Genomic DNA, 14,938 nt, shown 5'->3' on the forward strand with positions numbered 1-14,938 from the left:
TTCTCAACATAACTGTTTCGTCCGACACTCTCGGGCATGACAACCAAAGCAAGTACAAAACAGCCTGATGTGCTGGTGATTGGCGGCGGCAATGCCGCCCTATGCGCCGCACTCATGGCGGCCGAAGCAGGCGCATCGGTCTTGATGCTCGAAGCAGCGCCACGCGAATGGCGTGGTGGCAATTCAGGCCACACCCGCAACCTGCGCTGCATGCACGACGCACCACAAGACGTGCTGATCGAAGCCTACCCAGAAGAAGAGTATTGGCAAGACTTGCTCAAAGTCACGGGCGGCATCACCAACGAGAAACTAGCCCGCTTGGTCATCCGTGCCTCTTCCACTTGTCGCGATTGGATGCGCAAACACGGGGTGCACTTTCAGCCACCTCTCTCAGGCGCCCTGCATGTGGCACGCACCAACGCGTTTTTCATGGGTGGCGGCAAAGCCTTGGTCAATGCGTATTACCGCAGCGCTGAAAAACTGGGTGTACAAATTCGCTACAACGCGTCCGTCGACAAACTCGACATTGAAGATGGCCGCTTCGTCGCGGCATACATCGGCCAAGAGCGCATCACGGCCAAAGCCTGCGTGTTGGCAGCTGGTGGCTTTGAGTCCAATCGCGAATGGCTGCGCGAAGCATGGGGCCAAAACGAGCGCGGTGAATGGCCTGCCGACAACTTCCTCATCCGTGGCACGAAATTCAACCAAGGCGTGTTGCTCAAACACATGTTGGCCCATGGCGCGGACCGCATTGGCGACCCCACCCAAGCCCATATGGTGGCGATTGACGCACGCGCCCCGCTCTATGACGGTGGCATTTGCACCCGCATTGACTGCGTGTCGCTCGGCGTGGTGGTCAACCGCGAAGGCCAACGTTTCTATGACGAAGGCGAAGACTTCTGGCCAAAGCGCTACGCCATTTGGGGCCGTTTGGTGGCACAGCAGCCGGGGCAAATTGGCTATTCAATCATCGATGCCAAAGCCATTGGCCGCTTCATGCCGCCAGTGTTTCCCGGTGTGCAAGCCAACACCTTGCCAGAGCTTGCGCAAAAACTTGGCTTGCCTGTGGACACCTTCATGCAAACCCTCAACGACTACAACCGCGCGTGCCGCATCGGCACGTTTGACCACACCAGCTTGGACGACTGCCACACCGAAGGCGTGACGCCTGCCAAAACGCATTGGGCTCGCCCCATCGACACCGGTCCGTTCTATGGCTACGCCTTGCGCCCTGGTATCACCTTTACTTACCTTGGTCTCAAAACCGATGAAACAGCCGCGGTGCGCTTTAACGATGTACCCAGCGACAACCTGTTTGTGGCGGGCGAAATGATGTCTGGCAACGTGCTGGGCAAGGGCTACACCGCAGGTGTGGGCATGTCGATTGGCACAGCGTTTGGCCGCATTGCTGGCACACAAGCCGCCAAAGCTGCCCAAGCTGCTTTAGCTTCCAAGGAGGCTGCACATGCAAACGCTTGATGCCCTCACACGCGACGCACGTGCTTTGGCCAATGGCGAAGTTGTACTGTCTGCGCCTGAAACCGAAGTGGCGCGACAGCTGCAAATTTGCAATGCCTGCCGCTACTGCGAAGGCTTTTGCGCCATGTTCCCCGCGATGACGCGTCGCTTGGAATTTGGCAAAGCCGACATCCATTACCTCGCCAACCTCTGCCACAACTGCGGCGCCTGTTTGCATGCCTGCCAATACGCACCGCCGCACGAGTTTGCGGTCAATGTGCCGCAAGCCATGGCGCAGGTGCGCGGCCAAACGTATGCCGACTACGCATGGCCTTCTGCCTTAGGCGCGCTCTACAAGCGCAATGGCCTCACTTTGTCATTAGCTTTGGCCGCTGGCTTGTCGCTGTTTTTGCTGCTCGCCCTGCAAATGAATGGCACCTTGTGGGCCAGCAAGCTGCCGGGCAACTTCTACGACGTGTTTCCGCACAATTTGTTGGTCAGCTTGTTCGCGCCCGTGTTCTTGTTTGCCGCATTGGCATTGAGCTTAGGCGTGCGACGTTTTTGGCGTGACATCACCCCCGCCACCAGCGGTGCTGCGGTGACCCCACCTGCAGCCAGTGAAGCCACGCAAGACGTGTTGCGACTGAAATACCTAGATGGCGGACACGGCGAAGGCTGTCACAACGAAGACGATGCGTTCACGCTGTCGCGCCGTCGCGCACACCACCTCACTTTTTACGGGTTCATGCTTTGCTTTGCCGCCACCAGCTTAGGCACGGTGTATCACTATGCCTTCGGCTGGATCGCCCCTTATGACCTCCCCAGCATGCCCAAACTACTGGGCGCGATCGGTGGCGTGAGTTTGTTGTTGGGCACGGCAGGCCTGTCCAAGCTCCACCGGCAACGCCACCCCATGCACGGCGATGCGGCGCAAAAACCGATGGACTTGGGCTTCATCGCCTTGCTGTTTTTCACCAGTCTGAGCGGCCTGGCCTTGTGGTTGGGCCGCGGTAGCGCCGCCTTACCTGCGCTGTTGGCCATTCATTTGGGTGTGGTGATGGCCTTGTTTGCCACCCTGCCCTACGGCAAGTTTGCGCACGGTATTTTTAGAACGGCGGCATTGCTACGCCATGCCGTTGAAAAACGACAACCCAACCAACTCGGCTTGGGCAGCGAATAATTTGAAAGGGACAACCCATGAAAAAACGTAACTTCCTTCGCAACTGCATGTTGCTCGCATTCGGCGCATCGGTTTTGACCGCCCACGCCCAAGAGTTTCCACCCAAGAAAACCATCACCATGTTGGTCGGCTTTGCAGCCGGCGGTGCAGCGGATACAGCGGCGCGCATCATCGCCAGAAAATTGGGAGACAACATCGGCGCGTCGGTGGTCATTGACAACCGGGGCGGTGCAGGCGGCAACATTGCTCACCAATTTGCTGCCAATGGCCCGACCGACGGCAGCACGATTTTGTTTGGTTCGGTCGGCCCGCTCACCATCGCACCGCACATGATGAAGCTGCCCTACGACCCCGTCAAAGACCTCTCGCCCATCACCATGGGTGTGAACTTTCCTAACGTGTTGGTGGTGCACGCAGGCACAGGCATCAAGACCTTTGCAGAGTACATCGCCTACGCGAAGAAGAATCCAAGCAAACTCGACTATGCGTCGACAGGGCCTGGCTCAGCCTCTCACCTCGCTGGTGAGTTGCTAGACGACATGGCAGGGATAGACACCGTGCACGTACCCTACAAAGGCGGCGCACCTGCCTTGCAGGATTTGTTAGGTGGTCGTGTTGCCGCTTACTTCTCGACCTACTCCACGTCGCAAGCCTACATCGACAACGGTAAGCTCATTCCTTTGGCCAGCACCGGAGCGCAACGCCTGAAACAACTCCCAAAAATTCCGACCGTGGCTGAGTCTGGCTACCCAGGTTTTAGCGCAACCAACTGGTATGCCTTTGTCGCCTCATCCAAAGTGCCTGCGCCCATCTTGGACCGTTGGAACACAGAGCTAGTCAAAGTATTGAAGTCACCCGATGTGGTGGAGCAACTCAACAGCCACGGCCTCACCCCACAGCCAGGTACGCGCGATGAATTGGCCAAGTACATCGCCAAAGAATCGGCCACATGGGGACGTGTGATTCGTGAACGAAAAATCACAGGCGAATAAAAAATAACCAAACGGAGACAACACATGACATTGACACACCACATCACCCGCCGCCTGCTACTGGTTGGCGTTGGGTTATTTTTAGCTGCCGCGCAGATTGCCCAAGCTGCCGAGATTCGCGTCATCACCTCAGGCGCATTCACCGAAGCCTACAAACAACTCGTGCCTGAGTTTGAAAAACAAACCGGCCACAAAGTCATCAGCGCGTTTGGTGCATCCGTAGGCAATGCCCCTGACGCCATTCCCACCCGCTTCTCGCGCGGTGAAAAGTTTGACTTGATTATTTTGTCGGACGGCGGCTTAGAGGCGATGATAAAAAAAGGCAATGTCATCCAAGGCAGTCGCGTGGATTTGGTGCGATCGCAAATTGGCGCTGCAGTTCGCAAAGGCACCCCCAAGCCCGACATCAGCACGGTAGCGGCTTTGAAACAAACCTTGCTCAACGCCAAGTCCATTGCTTACTCGGCCAGTGCCAGTGGCACCTATTTGTCGACTGAGCTGTTCCCTAAACTCGGCGTGGCGGAGCAACTCAAAGACACCGCCAAGAAAATCATGAGCGAACGCGTGGGCGCTGTCGTGGCACGCGGCGATGCCGAGCTGGGCTTTCAGCAAGTGAGCGAGTTGATTTATTTCAAAGAGCTCGATTTCATTGGCACCTTGCCCGAGTCTGTGCAGCAAACCATCTTTTTCTCAGCAGGCTTGGTCGAAGGCTCCACCGAGCAAGACACAGCCAAGCAACTGATTAAATTTTTCCAATCTCCCGAAGTCGCAGAGACGATTCGTCAAACCGGTTTAGACCCCGTCGCCGCCCGATAATGGCGGGATGACTGCTGCACATCACCCCTCCTCCTCTGCCGCGCCCCTCAAAGGGGTGCGCGTTCTCACCCTCGCTTTGAACCTACCAGGCCCAGCCGCTGTGATGCGGCTGCAGGCCATGGGCGCCAAGTGCACCAAGCTCGAACCACTCGCGCCTAGCGGCATGAGCACGGCAGACCCCATGGGCATCTACAAGCCTGCCGCTTACGAGGTGATGCACCAAGGCTTGAAGGTGTTGCAAGCCGACTTGAAGTCTGAACGTGGCCAAGCAGCACTGCACAAACAATTGGTACAAACCGATGTGCTCATCACCTCCTTCCGCCCTTCGGCCTTGGTCAAGCTGGGCTTGGCTTGGAAAGAGTTGCACAAGCGCTACCCTGCTTTGTGCGTGGTGAGCATCGTGGGTGCCCCAGGTGAACGCGCGGAAGAACCTGGACACGATTTGACCTACCAAGCCGACAGTGGCTTGGTCAATGGCCTTGAAATGCCTGCCAGCTTGTATGCCGATATGGGCGGCTCCTTGTTTGCCACCGAAGCGGTATTGCAAGCGCTGCTGTTACGTCAACGGCCAGGCAAAGCGCAAGGCAAAGGTGTGTTTCATGAAGTTGCGTTGTGCGATGCATCCTCATACCTCGCCTTGCCGCGCGCATGGGGCCTCACGCTGCCCAGCGGCGATGTAGGCGGCGCACACGCGGGTTATAAGGTCTACCCTTGCAAAAACGGGCGCGTGGCCTTGGCGGCCCTAGAGCCGCACTTTGCGGTGCGTTTGTGTGAGGCCGCAGGCTTGCCCAAACAAGCCGCGACACACATGCACAAGCGCAGCACGCATGAAGCAATTGCACAGTTCTTGGCACTGCAAACACGCGCACAACTCGAGAAGCTGGCCAACAGCAAAGACATTCCGCTGCACACGTTGCCGCGCTAAAACACGCGTCAAGTCACTGCCGTCCATGCGAACGGCGGGGTGGGCTTAGCTCAAATGGCGCAATGGATGCGCTGATGCAGGCCAAGGGCTTTCAAAAAACGGCTGCACCATCGCGGGCGTCACATCGGCAATGTGAGCAGGCTGCCATTTGGGTGCGTGGTCTTTGTCCACTGCCAAAGCGCGAATCCCCTCCACCGTTTCGCTGCTCAAACCTCGGCGTGACAGGTGGTCTGTCTGAAAACAATGACGCACCAAATCGCGCTCCATGCGCAGGTCTTCAGCCAGTGTCATGTGGCGGCCACGGCGAATTTGCTCGAGCGTGACACACAGCATCAGCGGCGATTGATGGTGCAAGGCCTTCAAGGTTTGCACCGACCATTCATCTGTACCTTGCAAGGCTTGTTCCATCTCAGCGACTGTGGCTAAGCCAAACACATTGGCGATGGGTGCGTTTTGCCACGCAGGCGTTTGAGCCAAAGCTTGCTCTGTCGCAGTCTTGCTTTGTGCACGCCACCAAGCCACCACAGCTTCGCCACTTGCCCAATCTTGCTGGCACAAACCGTCCCATAACGCGGGCAATGTGGATGAATCCATACACACATCGGCCAAGCCCACATGCAGCGATTCGCCGCCACGCAGCACATGACCGGTAAGCGCCAAATATTCACCCATGTGCTCTGGGCATGTAGGACCACTGCAACGGCCTAAGAAATAACCGCCACCTACATCAGGAAACAAACCAATGTGCGTCTCAGGCATGGCCATTTTGGTTCGCTCGGTGACCACGCGCAGCGCAGCGCCTTGGCTGATGCCCATGCCGCCGCCCATGACGATGCCATCCATCAACGCGATGTAGGGTTTGGGGTAGTTTTGAATCAAATGGTTGAGGCTGTACTCCTCGGTGAAGAAATCTTCCAACGTCACATCACCGCTCATCGCCGCTTGGTGAAAGTAACGAATGTCACCGCCGGCGCAGAACGCACCGAAGGGACCTTCTTTGTTGCTGCCGCGCACCACCACCGCCCTCACCTGCGCATCGTCTTGCCACTGTTGCAACACGTGGTTGAGCTCGCGCACCATGGCCAGCGAGAGCGCATTCAAAGCCTTGGGGCGATTGAGGGTGATCAGGCCTAAATGGCCCACACGCTCGGCGTGCACATCGGGGGTGTAAGTGGACATGGTGACTCCTTCGTCAAATACTTTGCTTGTATTTTCTTCAATTCAATATCGCCGCGAACACCTCACATGAACCCGCGCGACACATCGAAAGTCGAGACGTAAAAAAAGCCGAGGCATCAACCTCGGCTTTTCGTACAAACAAGTGGATTACTTGTTGCGCTTGCGCTCGTGCTCTTTCAAGAAGCGCTTACGCAGACGCACGCTCTTCGGTGTGATTTCCACCAACTCGTCGTCTTCAATGAATTCCACGCCGTATTCGAGGGTGAGGTCAATCGGGGGCGTGATCTTGATCGCGTCTTCTTTGCCAGACACACGGAAGTTGGTCAGCTGTTTGGTACGCGTGGCGTTCACCACCAAGTCGTTGTCACGGCTGTGGATACCCACAATCATGCCTTCGTAAACAGGGTCGTTCGCCTTGACGAACATACGGCCACGGTCATCCAACTTGCCCAAGGCGTAAGTGAAGATTTCACCGTCATCCATAGAGATCAACACACCGTTCTTACGGCCGCCGATGTCACCTTTGTGTGGCTCGTAGCTGTCGAAGATGTTGGAGATCAAACCTGAACCACGGGTCAAGTTCAAGAATTCGTTGGTGAAACCAATCAGACCACGGGCTGGAATACGGTATTCCAAACGCACGCGGCCGCGGCCATCGGGTTCCATGTTGACGAGTTCGCCTTTGCGCTCGCCCAAAGCTTGCATGACGCCGCCTTGATGGGTTTCTTCGATGTCAGCCGTCACCAATTCGATAGGTTCGTGGCGCACACCGTCGATGTCACGGAACACCACGCGTGGCTTAGACACAGCCAATTCGTAGCCTTCACGGCGCATGTTTTCCAACAAAATGGTCAAGTGCAATTCACCGCGACCGGCGACGTCAAACACGCCCTCTTCGTCGGTTTCTTTGACGCGCAGAGCCACGTTGTGTTGCAGTTCTTTTTGCAAACGGTCCCACAACTGACGGCTGGTCACGTACTTGCCTTCACGACCGGCCAAGGGGCTGGTGTTCACGCAGAAGTTCATGGTCAGGGTTGGCTCGTCAATCTTGAGCATTGGCAACGGTGCTGGATTGACAGGGTCTGTCACAGTCACGCCAATGTTCAAGTCAGCAATACCGTTGATCAACACGATGTCGCCAGGGCCAGCTTCAGTGGCTTGCACACGGTCCAGACCTTGGAACTTCAACACTTGGTTGACGCGGCCTTTGACGGCGGTGCCATCTGGGCCTTCCATGACCATCACGTCCATCATGGGCTTGACAGTACCTTGGCTGATACGGCCGACGCCGATACGACCCACGAAGGTGGAGAAGTCGAGCGCAGAAATTTGCAATTGCAACGGTGCAGCAGGGTCACCTTGTTGGGGTGGCACGTGCTTCAACACGGTGTTGAACAAGGCCGACATGTCTGGGCCCCACTGCTCGCCAGGTGCACCTTCTTCGAGAGACGTCCAGCCGTTGATACCTGAGGCATACACCACAGGGAAGTCGAGTTGTTCGTCGGTCGCGCCGAGTTTGTCGAACAAGTCAAAAGCGGCGTTCACCACTTTGTCTGGATTCGCACCGGGCTTGTCCACTTTGTTCACCACGACGATGGGCTTCAAGCCCAAAGCCAAAGCTTTCTTGGTCACGAAACGAGTTTGAGGCATGGGGCCTTCTTGCGCGTCGATCAACAACACAACGCCGTCAACCATCGACAACGCACGTTCCACTTCGCCACCGAAGTCCGCGTGACCGGGGGTGTCAACGATGTTGATGTGGGTACCTTCCCAGCTCACGGCACAGTTCTTTGCAAGAATCGTGATGCCGCGCTCGCGTTCGATGGCGTTGTTGTCCATCACGGTGTCCACCACTTTTTCGTGGTCGGCGAAGGTGCCAGATTGACGCAGCAATTGGTCAACCATGGTGGTTTTACCGTGGTCAACGTGGGCGATGATGGCGATGTTGCGAATTTGCTTACTCATGCTTCTCTCTTCCTTTATGCCTGTTGGGCCAGCAGGGGCTGGTTGACAGGCGATCTTTCCAAAATTTGTTGAATTTCAAGGGGACTCAACAATCGTCCCGGAATCAGTTCCCCCGCTTTGACATGGGCACTGCCCAGCAAAGCGTGTGGGTTTTCTCCAAACACACTCACGCGGTCCTGGTCTGCCCAAGCACCGCGACGACGCACGCCGCTCAAGAAGCGACCTGCATTCTCAGCATCCAACGTGACAGCCGTGTGATCTGACAACAGACACTGCACAGGCATCAAACGCGCTTCGCGTTGGGGCTCGTCCATGGCGGTCAGGTCTTCCAAGGTCACACAATCCGCCTCGTCAAAAGGCCCCGTCGCCACGCGGCGCAAAGCGCTCAAATGGCCACAGCAACCCAAAGCCTCAGCAATGTCTTCACCCAAGGTGCGGATGTAGGTGCCTTTGCTACACGTCACGCGCAAACGCAAAAATGGCGCATCACCTTCGAGCTGCATCTCGAGCAGCTCTAAGTCGTGAATCACCACATGACGAGGCTCGCGCTCGACGGTCTCGCCTGCACGGGCATATTCATATAAGGCCTTGCCATCTTTTTTCAAGGCGCTGTACATGGGCGGCACTTGCGTGATCGGGCCCATGAAACGGTCCAGCACTTCCACCACTTGACCCACGGTACAAGTGACAGGGCGCTGTTCAATGATCTCACCTTCGGCATCCGCAGTGCTGGTTTTCACACCTAAGCGCACTGTGGTTTCGTAGGTTTTGTCAGCATCCAAATGGAGCTGACTGAATTTGGTGGCGGCACCAAAACACAAAGGCAACACACCCGTCGCCAAAGGGTCGAGCGTGCCGGTATGGCCTGCTTTTTCAGCACGCAACAACCACTTGGCTTTTTGCAGGGCATCGTTGCTAGACAAACCGATGGGCTTATCCAGCAGCAACACGCCATGCACAGGGCGTCGTTGCACCCGTACGCGCGGCATACGTGTGCTGGGAGCTTGGGTACTCCCTGATGACTGCCCAACGGCGCTCATGTCAGTCGTCCTTCGCTTTGGAGGCGACGGCCTTGGCAATCAAGGCGTTCATGTCTGACGCACGCTCCGGCGTGCGGTCGTACACAAAGTGCAAGGTAGGCACGGTGTGAATGTGCAAGCGCTTGAACAAGCCATTGCGCAGGAAACCTGCGGCTTGGTTCAAGCCCTCCCCTGTTTTCGCAGGGTCGCCATTCAACACGCTGAAATGCACTTTGGCATGGGCGTAATCAGGCGTGACTTCCACGCCTTGCAGCGTGACCATGCCCACGCGCGGGTCTTTCAACTCACGCGCGATCAACTCGGCCAGATCGCGCTGGATCTGGTCGGCCACTTGGTAGCTGCGGTTGGGGGTGCTGCTCGGTTTACGTGCCATGCTTCATTGCACTGACGCTTTACAGCGTACGTGCCACCTCTTTGATTTCGAAGAATTCCAACACATCGCCTTCGACGATGTCGTTGTAGTTCTTGATGGTCAAACCGCACTCGAAGTTTTCTTTGACTTCTTTGGCGTCGTCTTTGAAACGCTTCAAGCTGTCGAGTTCGCCTGTGAAGACCACCACGTTGTTGCGCAACAAACGCAACTTCGCGTTGCGACGTACGAAACCAGAGGTGACCATACAACCCGCGATCGCACCAATCTTGCTGACGCGCAGCACTTGGCGAATCTCGGCAGTACCGATGACTTCTTCTTTCTTATCGGGCGTCAACATGCCAGACATGGCAGCTTTGAGTTCGTCCACAGCGTCATAAATGATGTTGTAGTAACGAATGTCCACGCCATTGCTCTCGGCCAACTTGCGCGCACCGGCATCGGCACGGGTGTTGAAGCCAATGATCACGGCCTTAGAAGCGATCGACAAGTTGACATCGCTCTCGCTGATGCCACCCACAGCGGCGTACACCAACTGAACTTTGACTTCGTCGGTCGACAACTTGAGCAGCGAGGCAGCCAAAGCTTCTTGCGAACCTTGCACGTCGGCTTTGACGATGATGGGCAACAGCTTGACTTCGCCAGACGTCATGTCGGAGAACATGTTCTCCAACTTCGACGCTTGTTGCTTGGCCAACTTGGTGTTGCGCACTTTGCCTGCACGGTAAGTTGCGATTTCGCGGGCACGACGCTCGTCGGTCATGACCATGAATTCGTCACCGGCTTGTGGCACTTCGGTGAGGCCTTGAATCTCGACTGGAATGGATGGGCCAGCCGATTTGATCGGCTTGCCGTTCTCGTCCAACATGGCGCGCACGCGGCCATAGGTTTGACCGCCCAAGACCACGTCGCCAACATTGAGCGTACCGGACTGAACCAGCACCGTGGCCACAGGACCGCGACCTTTGTCCAGACGCGCTTCGATCACCAAGCCTTTGGCCATGGCGTCGACAGGCGCTTTGAGTTCGAGCACTTCGGCTTGCAAGAGCACTTGCTCCAGCAACTCGTCGATGCCGGCACCGGTTTTGGCAGAGACTTCACAGAACGGTGAATCACCACCGAACTCTTCAGGCACCACTTCTTCAGCCACCAATTCGCCTTTGACGCGCTCTGGGTTGGCACCGGGCTTATCGATCTTGTTGACCGCCACCACGATTGGCACACCCGCCGCTTTCGCGTGCTTGATGGCTTCTTTGGTTTGCGGCATCACGCCGTCGTCCGCCGCCACCACCAAGATGACGATGTCGGTGGCTTTGGCACCGCGTGCACGCATGGCCGTGAAGGCCTCGTGACCGGGCGTGTCCAAGAAGGAAATCATGCCGCGTGGTGTTTCCACGTGGTAAGCGCCAATGTGTTGGGTAATGCCACCGGCTTCGCCCGACGCAACTTTGGCGCGACGGATGTAGTCCAGCAACGAGGTTTTACCGTGGTCCACGTGGCCCATGACCGTCACCACAGGGGCGCGTGTCAAAGACTCGGCTTGATGGCCGGACGCTTCTTCTTCGGTAAAGGCTTCTGGATCGTCCAGTGCAGCAATCACGGCCTTATGACCCAACTCTTCCACCAAAATCATGGCGGTGTCTTGGTCCAAAGGCTGGTTGATGGTGGCCATTTGTCCAAGTTTCATCAACTGTTTGATCACTTCAGAGGCTTTGATGGCCATCTTGTGGGCCAACTCGCCCACGGTGATGGTTTCTGGCACGTGCACTTCGAGCACGCGTGCTTCGACGGGTGCTTGTGGTGCGCGGTCATCGTCGCGGTCGCGGTCACGGCGGCCTTTGGGGCCTCCACGCCAGCTGTTGCGGCCCACACCACCACTCGCGTCACCGCGTGTTTTGATGGCTTTCTTTTTGGCTTGTTCGTCGGCCCAGCTGGAAGACAGCTTGGCGCTCTTGACTTCTTTGTTGCCAGGTGCAGCGGCGGTGCCAGGGGCTGCAGGTGCGCCTGGACGGGCACCTGGAGTGCCTGCCGGCTTGTGCAGCGTACCTTTGATGGCTTTGGGGTCTGGCGTTGGCTCAGGCTTTTTAGCCACCATCTGCTTTTGTGGCGTGCTCATCATCAAGCGAATCGCTTCGGCTTCAGCCAAGGCTTTGCGACGACGAGAATCCAAATCAGCAGCGCGAGCCGTGTCTTCATCGGCACGTGCCTTAGAAGCCGCAGCGGCTTCCACACGCGCAGCTTCAGCGGCTTGCGCTTTGGCGTCGACAACGGGTTCAGAGGGTTCAGCTTTGGCTTCGGACGCAACAGCTTCCACCACCACAGCAGCTTCGGCTTGCGCTTTGGCTTTGGCGGCTTCTTGTTTGGCCTGCTCTTTGGCTTCTTGCTCTTCGCGCAGACGGCGTTTTTCGGCCAGCTCTTCTTCTTGACGACGGATCAGCTCAGCTTGGCGGCGTGCTTCTTCTTCACGTCGGGCCAACTCGGCATGGTCAATCGCAGGCACAACAGGCTCTTGCACTGCAACAGGTGCGGGTGCGGCTTGGACTTCTGCCGCCTCGTCTTCATCGCGCTTGACGAAGGTGCGTTTTTTACGCACTTCCACTTGGATGGTGCGGGCTTTGCCTGTGGCGTCGGCTTGTTTGATCTCGGTGGTCGATTTCTTGACCAAGGTGATTTTCTTGCGCTCGGGCGATGCTGTGCCATGGCTGGCTTGCAAGTGGCTCAAGAGCATTTGTTTGTCGCCCTCTGTCAGCACATCGCTGGCAGAAGCTTTGGCAACACCGGCTGCCTTGAGCTGGTCAAGCAGGGTGTCGGTTGGTTTTTTGAGTTCGCTGGCAAACTCGGCTACGGTCGTACTGGACATATGTGATCTTCCTCGCCATGACCATTACTCTTGACCCGTGAACCAATGTTCACGTGCCTTCAAGATCAGGGCTTTGGCCTCTTCTTCGCTTTGGCCGGTAATGGCTGTGAGCTCGTCTACGGCCAAATCGGCCAAATCGTCACGGGTGTGTACGCCGCTCTCAGCCAACTGGGGCAAGAACTCCGCATTCAATCCTTCGAGGTCGCGCAAATCTTGCGAAACTTCTTCGACGCTCTCTTCGCGTGCAATTTCCATGGTGAGCAGCGCATCCTTGGCACGTGTGCGCAACTCGTTGACGGTGTCTTCGTCAAAGCTTTCGATTTCCAACATCTCTTGCAATGGCACATAAGCCACTTCTTCGAGGCTGGTGAAACCTTCTTCAATCAAGATGTCAGCGACTTCTTGGTCCACGTCCAACTTGGCCATGAACAATTCACGGATGCTGAACGTTTCGTCAGCTTGCTTCTGAGCAGACTCAGCGGCATCCATGATGTTGATTTTCCAGCCGGTCAACTCAGCAGCCAAACGCACGTTTTGGCCGCCACGACCGATGGCGATGGCGAGGTTTTCTTCGTCCACTACCACGTCCATGGCGTGACGCTCTTCGTCCACCACGATGGAGCTGACGTTGGCAGGCGCCAAAGCACCAATCACGAATTGAGCTGGGTCTTCGCTCCACAACACGATGTCCACGCGTTCGCCAGCGAGCTCGGTGGTCACCGCGTTCACGCGGGTGCCACGCACGCCCACGCAAGTACCGATGGGGTCCACGCGTTTGTCATGAGAGATCACAGCGATCTTGGCGCGTGAACCCGCGTCACGGGCGCATGATTTGATTTCCAACATGCCTTGTTCAATTTCTGGCACTTCGTGGCGGAACAACTCCACCATGAACTCAGGCGCCGAACGCGACAAGATGATGGGCGCACCGCGCAAAGTCAAGTCCACTTCCATGATCATGGCGCGCACACGGTCACCACTGCGGAAGTTTTCTTTAGGAATCATTTCGCTGCGACGCAAACGGCCTTCCACGCGACCGGACTCAACAATCAGGTCACCCTTGTCCATGCGCTTGACGGTACCGACAAAAATCTTGTCGCCACGCGACATGAAATCGTTCAACAGCATCTCACGCTCAGCGTCGCGGATTTTTTGCAAGATCACTTGCTTGGCAGCCATCGCACCGATGCGCCCGATGGGCAAGGACTCGACGCCCTCTTCGATGTATTCGCCTTCTTCGACGTCAGCCACGCGCTCGCGGGCGTCCATCAACATTTCTTCGGCTTCAGGGTTTTGCAAACCAGCTTCGTCAGGCACCACCAACCAACGGCGGAAAGTTTCGTACTCGCCCGTGTCGCGGTCCATCGCCACGCGAATGTCCACATCACCTTCGTACAGCTTTTTGGTGGCTTGGGCCAACGCCAACTCGACGGCGCCAAACACCACATCGCGTTCGACGTTTTTCTCGCGCGAGATTGCCTCGACCAACATCAACATTTCGCGGTTCATGATCGGTTACTCCTTCTCTTACCTATGTTCAACGGGGCTTTTTGCCCTTGAAATCCACAATCGGAGCCAGACGTGCTTCTCGCAGTTCGTCCAGCGTGAAACCCAGTGCGTGAACTGGCATTTCGGCTAATCTTTTGGGGCTGACTTTTTGACCAGGCTTGGCCTTGACTTCATCACGCCAGGTGATTTGCCAGCCTGCACCATCGTCGGTACGCTCTAAAGTGCCACGGAATTTTTTACGGGTTGCCGACACTTGACCAGCAGCGGCTGCACCAATAGGCGCTTTGAGCGTGAGGTCCACCTCTTCGCCCACAAAGCGCTCGAAATCAGCTTGGTGACGCAAAGGGCGATCAATGCCGGGGGAGGACACCTCAAGGCGGGCGTATTCGGCGCCATCGACTTCCAGCGCAAATTGCAGCTGGCGCGTGACGCGCTCGCAATCTTCCACATTGATGGGCTGCACAGGCGTGTCAGCCGTCCAAGGCATGTCGATGGTGATGCGCAAGAGTCCCCCGGCGGAGCGTTCAATCTCTACCAGGTCGTAACCTAAGCCGGTCACTGTTTGTTCTACGGTTTGCTGCAAACTCACGTCGACGAATAGCCTTCAAAATCAAGTGTTCAAAAAACAAACGACCAAAAAAAAC

At 56.7% G+C, this 14,938-nt stretch carries 12 protein-coding genes; 5 read left to right on the forward strand and 7 right to left on the reverse strand.

What is annotated here, in order from left to right:
* Window positions 1-36: 36 nt before the first annotated feature.
* The 5 genes from tcuA to B9Z44_RS00290 are packed head-to-tail and all read left to right on the forward strand — an operon-like array spanning window position 37 to window position 5,371.
* Window positions 37-1,479, forward strand: coding sequence for an FAD-dependent tricarballylate dehydrogenase TcuA (gene tcuA, locus B9Z44_RS00270; RefSeq protein WP_108401381.1), 1,443 nt, complete (start codon window positions 37-39; stop codon window positions 1,477-1,479).
* A complete protein-coding gene (tcuB, locus tag B9Z44_RS00275) occupies window positions 1,466-2,638 on the forward strand; it encodes a tricarballylate utilization 4Fe-4S protein TcuB (RefSeq protein ID WP_108401382.1) in 1,173 nt (390 codons plus the stop codon). Before tcuA ends, tcuB begins: the two co-directional genes overlap by 14 nt.
* A 17-nt stretch (window positions 2,639-2,655) precedes the next feature.
* Window positions 2,656-3,630, forward strand: coding sequence for a Bug family tripartite tricarboxylate transporter substrate binding protein (locus tag B9Z44_RS00280; RefSeq protein ID WP_108358711.1), 975 nt, complete (start codon window positions 2,656-2,658; stop codon window positions 3,628-3,630).
* A 24-nt stretch (window positions 3,631-3,654) separates the two neighbouring features.
* Window positions 3,655-4,446 carry a molybdate ABC transporter substrate-binding protein gene (modA, locus tag B9Z44_RS00285; protein ID WP_108401383.1) on the forward strand — a complete coding sequence of 264 codons (792 nt, stop codon included), beginning with the start codon at window positions 3,655-3,657 and terminating at the stop codon, window positions 4,444-4,446.
* A gap of 7 nt (window positions 4,447-4,453) precedes the next feature.
* Window positions 4,454-5,371 (forward strand): CoA transferase, encoded by a 918-nt coding sequence (locus B9Z44_RS00290; protein WP_108401384.1) that lies wholly within the window; start codon window positions 4,454-4,456, stop codon window positions 5,369-5,371.
* A 45-nt stretch (window positions 5,372-5,416) separates the two neighbouring features.
* Here the strand turns inward: B9Z44_RS00290 and B9Z44_RS00295 are convergent, their stop codons facing one another.
* From B9Z44_RS00295 to rimP, 7 genes are all read right to left on the reverse strand, one after another.
* On the reverse strand, window positions 5,417-6,550 hold the full coding sequence (locus B9Z44_RS00295; protein WP_108401385.1) for an enoyl-CoA hydratase/isomerase family protein: 1,134 nt from the start codon (window positions 6,548-6,550) through the stop codon (window positions 5,417-5,419).
* A gap of 147 nt (window positions 6,551-6,697) precedes the next feature.
* Window positions 6,698-8,515 carry a translational GTPase TypA gene (gene typA, locus B9Z44_RS00300; RefSeq protein ID WP_108283873.1) on the reverse strand — a complete coding sequence of 606 codons (1,818 nt, stop codon included), beginning with the start codon at window positions 8,513-8,515 and terminating at the stop codon, window positions 6,698-6,700.
* 14 nt (window positions 8,516-8,529) lie between these two features.
* Window positions 8,530-9,555: a tRNA pseudouridine(55) synthase TruB gene (gene truB, locus B9Z44_RS00305; RefSeq protein ID WP_245912730.1), complete on the reverse strand. Its 1,026-nt coding sequence runs from the start codon at window positions 9,553-9,555 to the stop codon at window positions 8,530-8,532.
* A gap of 1 nt (window position 9,556) precedes the next feature.
* Entirely contained in the window at window positions 9,557-9,928 is a 372-nt protein-coding gene (rbfA, locus tag B9Z44_RS00310; protein WP_108358716.1) for a 30S ribosome-binding factor RbfA, read from the reverse strand.
* Window positions 9,929-9,947: 19 nt separating this feature from the next.
* A complete protein-coding gene (gene infB / locus B9Z44_RS00315; RefSeq protein WP_108358717.1) occupies window positions 9,948-12,785 on the reverse strand; it encodes a translation initiation factor IF-2 in 2,838 nt (945 codons plus the stop codon).
* A gap of 24 nt (window positions 12,786-12,809) precedes the next feature.
* Entirely contained in the window at window positions 12,810-14,294 is a 1,485-nt protein-coding gene (nusA, locus tag B9Z44_RS00320) for a transcription termination factor NusA (protein WP_108358718.1), read from the reverse strand.
* A 28-nt stretch (window positions 14,295-14,322) separates the two neighbouring features.
* Window positions 14,323-14,883: a ribosome maturation factor RimP gene (gene rimP, locus B9Z44_RS00325; RefSeq protein WP_108358719.1), complete on the reverse strand. Its 561-nt coding sequence runs from the start codon at window positions 14,881-14,883 to the stop codon at window positions 14,323-14,325.
* Between the last annotated feature and the right edge of the window lie 55 nt (window positions 14,884-14,938).

The organism is Limnohabitans curvus (genome assembly GCF_003063475.1).
Classification (GTDB): Bacteria; Pseudomonadota; Gammaproteobacteria; order Burkholderiales; family Burkholderiaceae_C; genus Limnohabitans; species Limnohabitans curvus.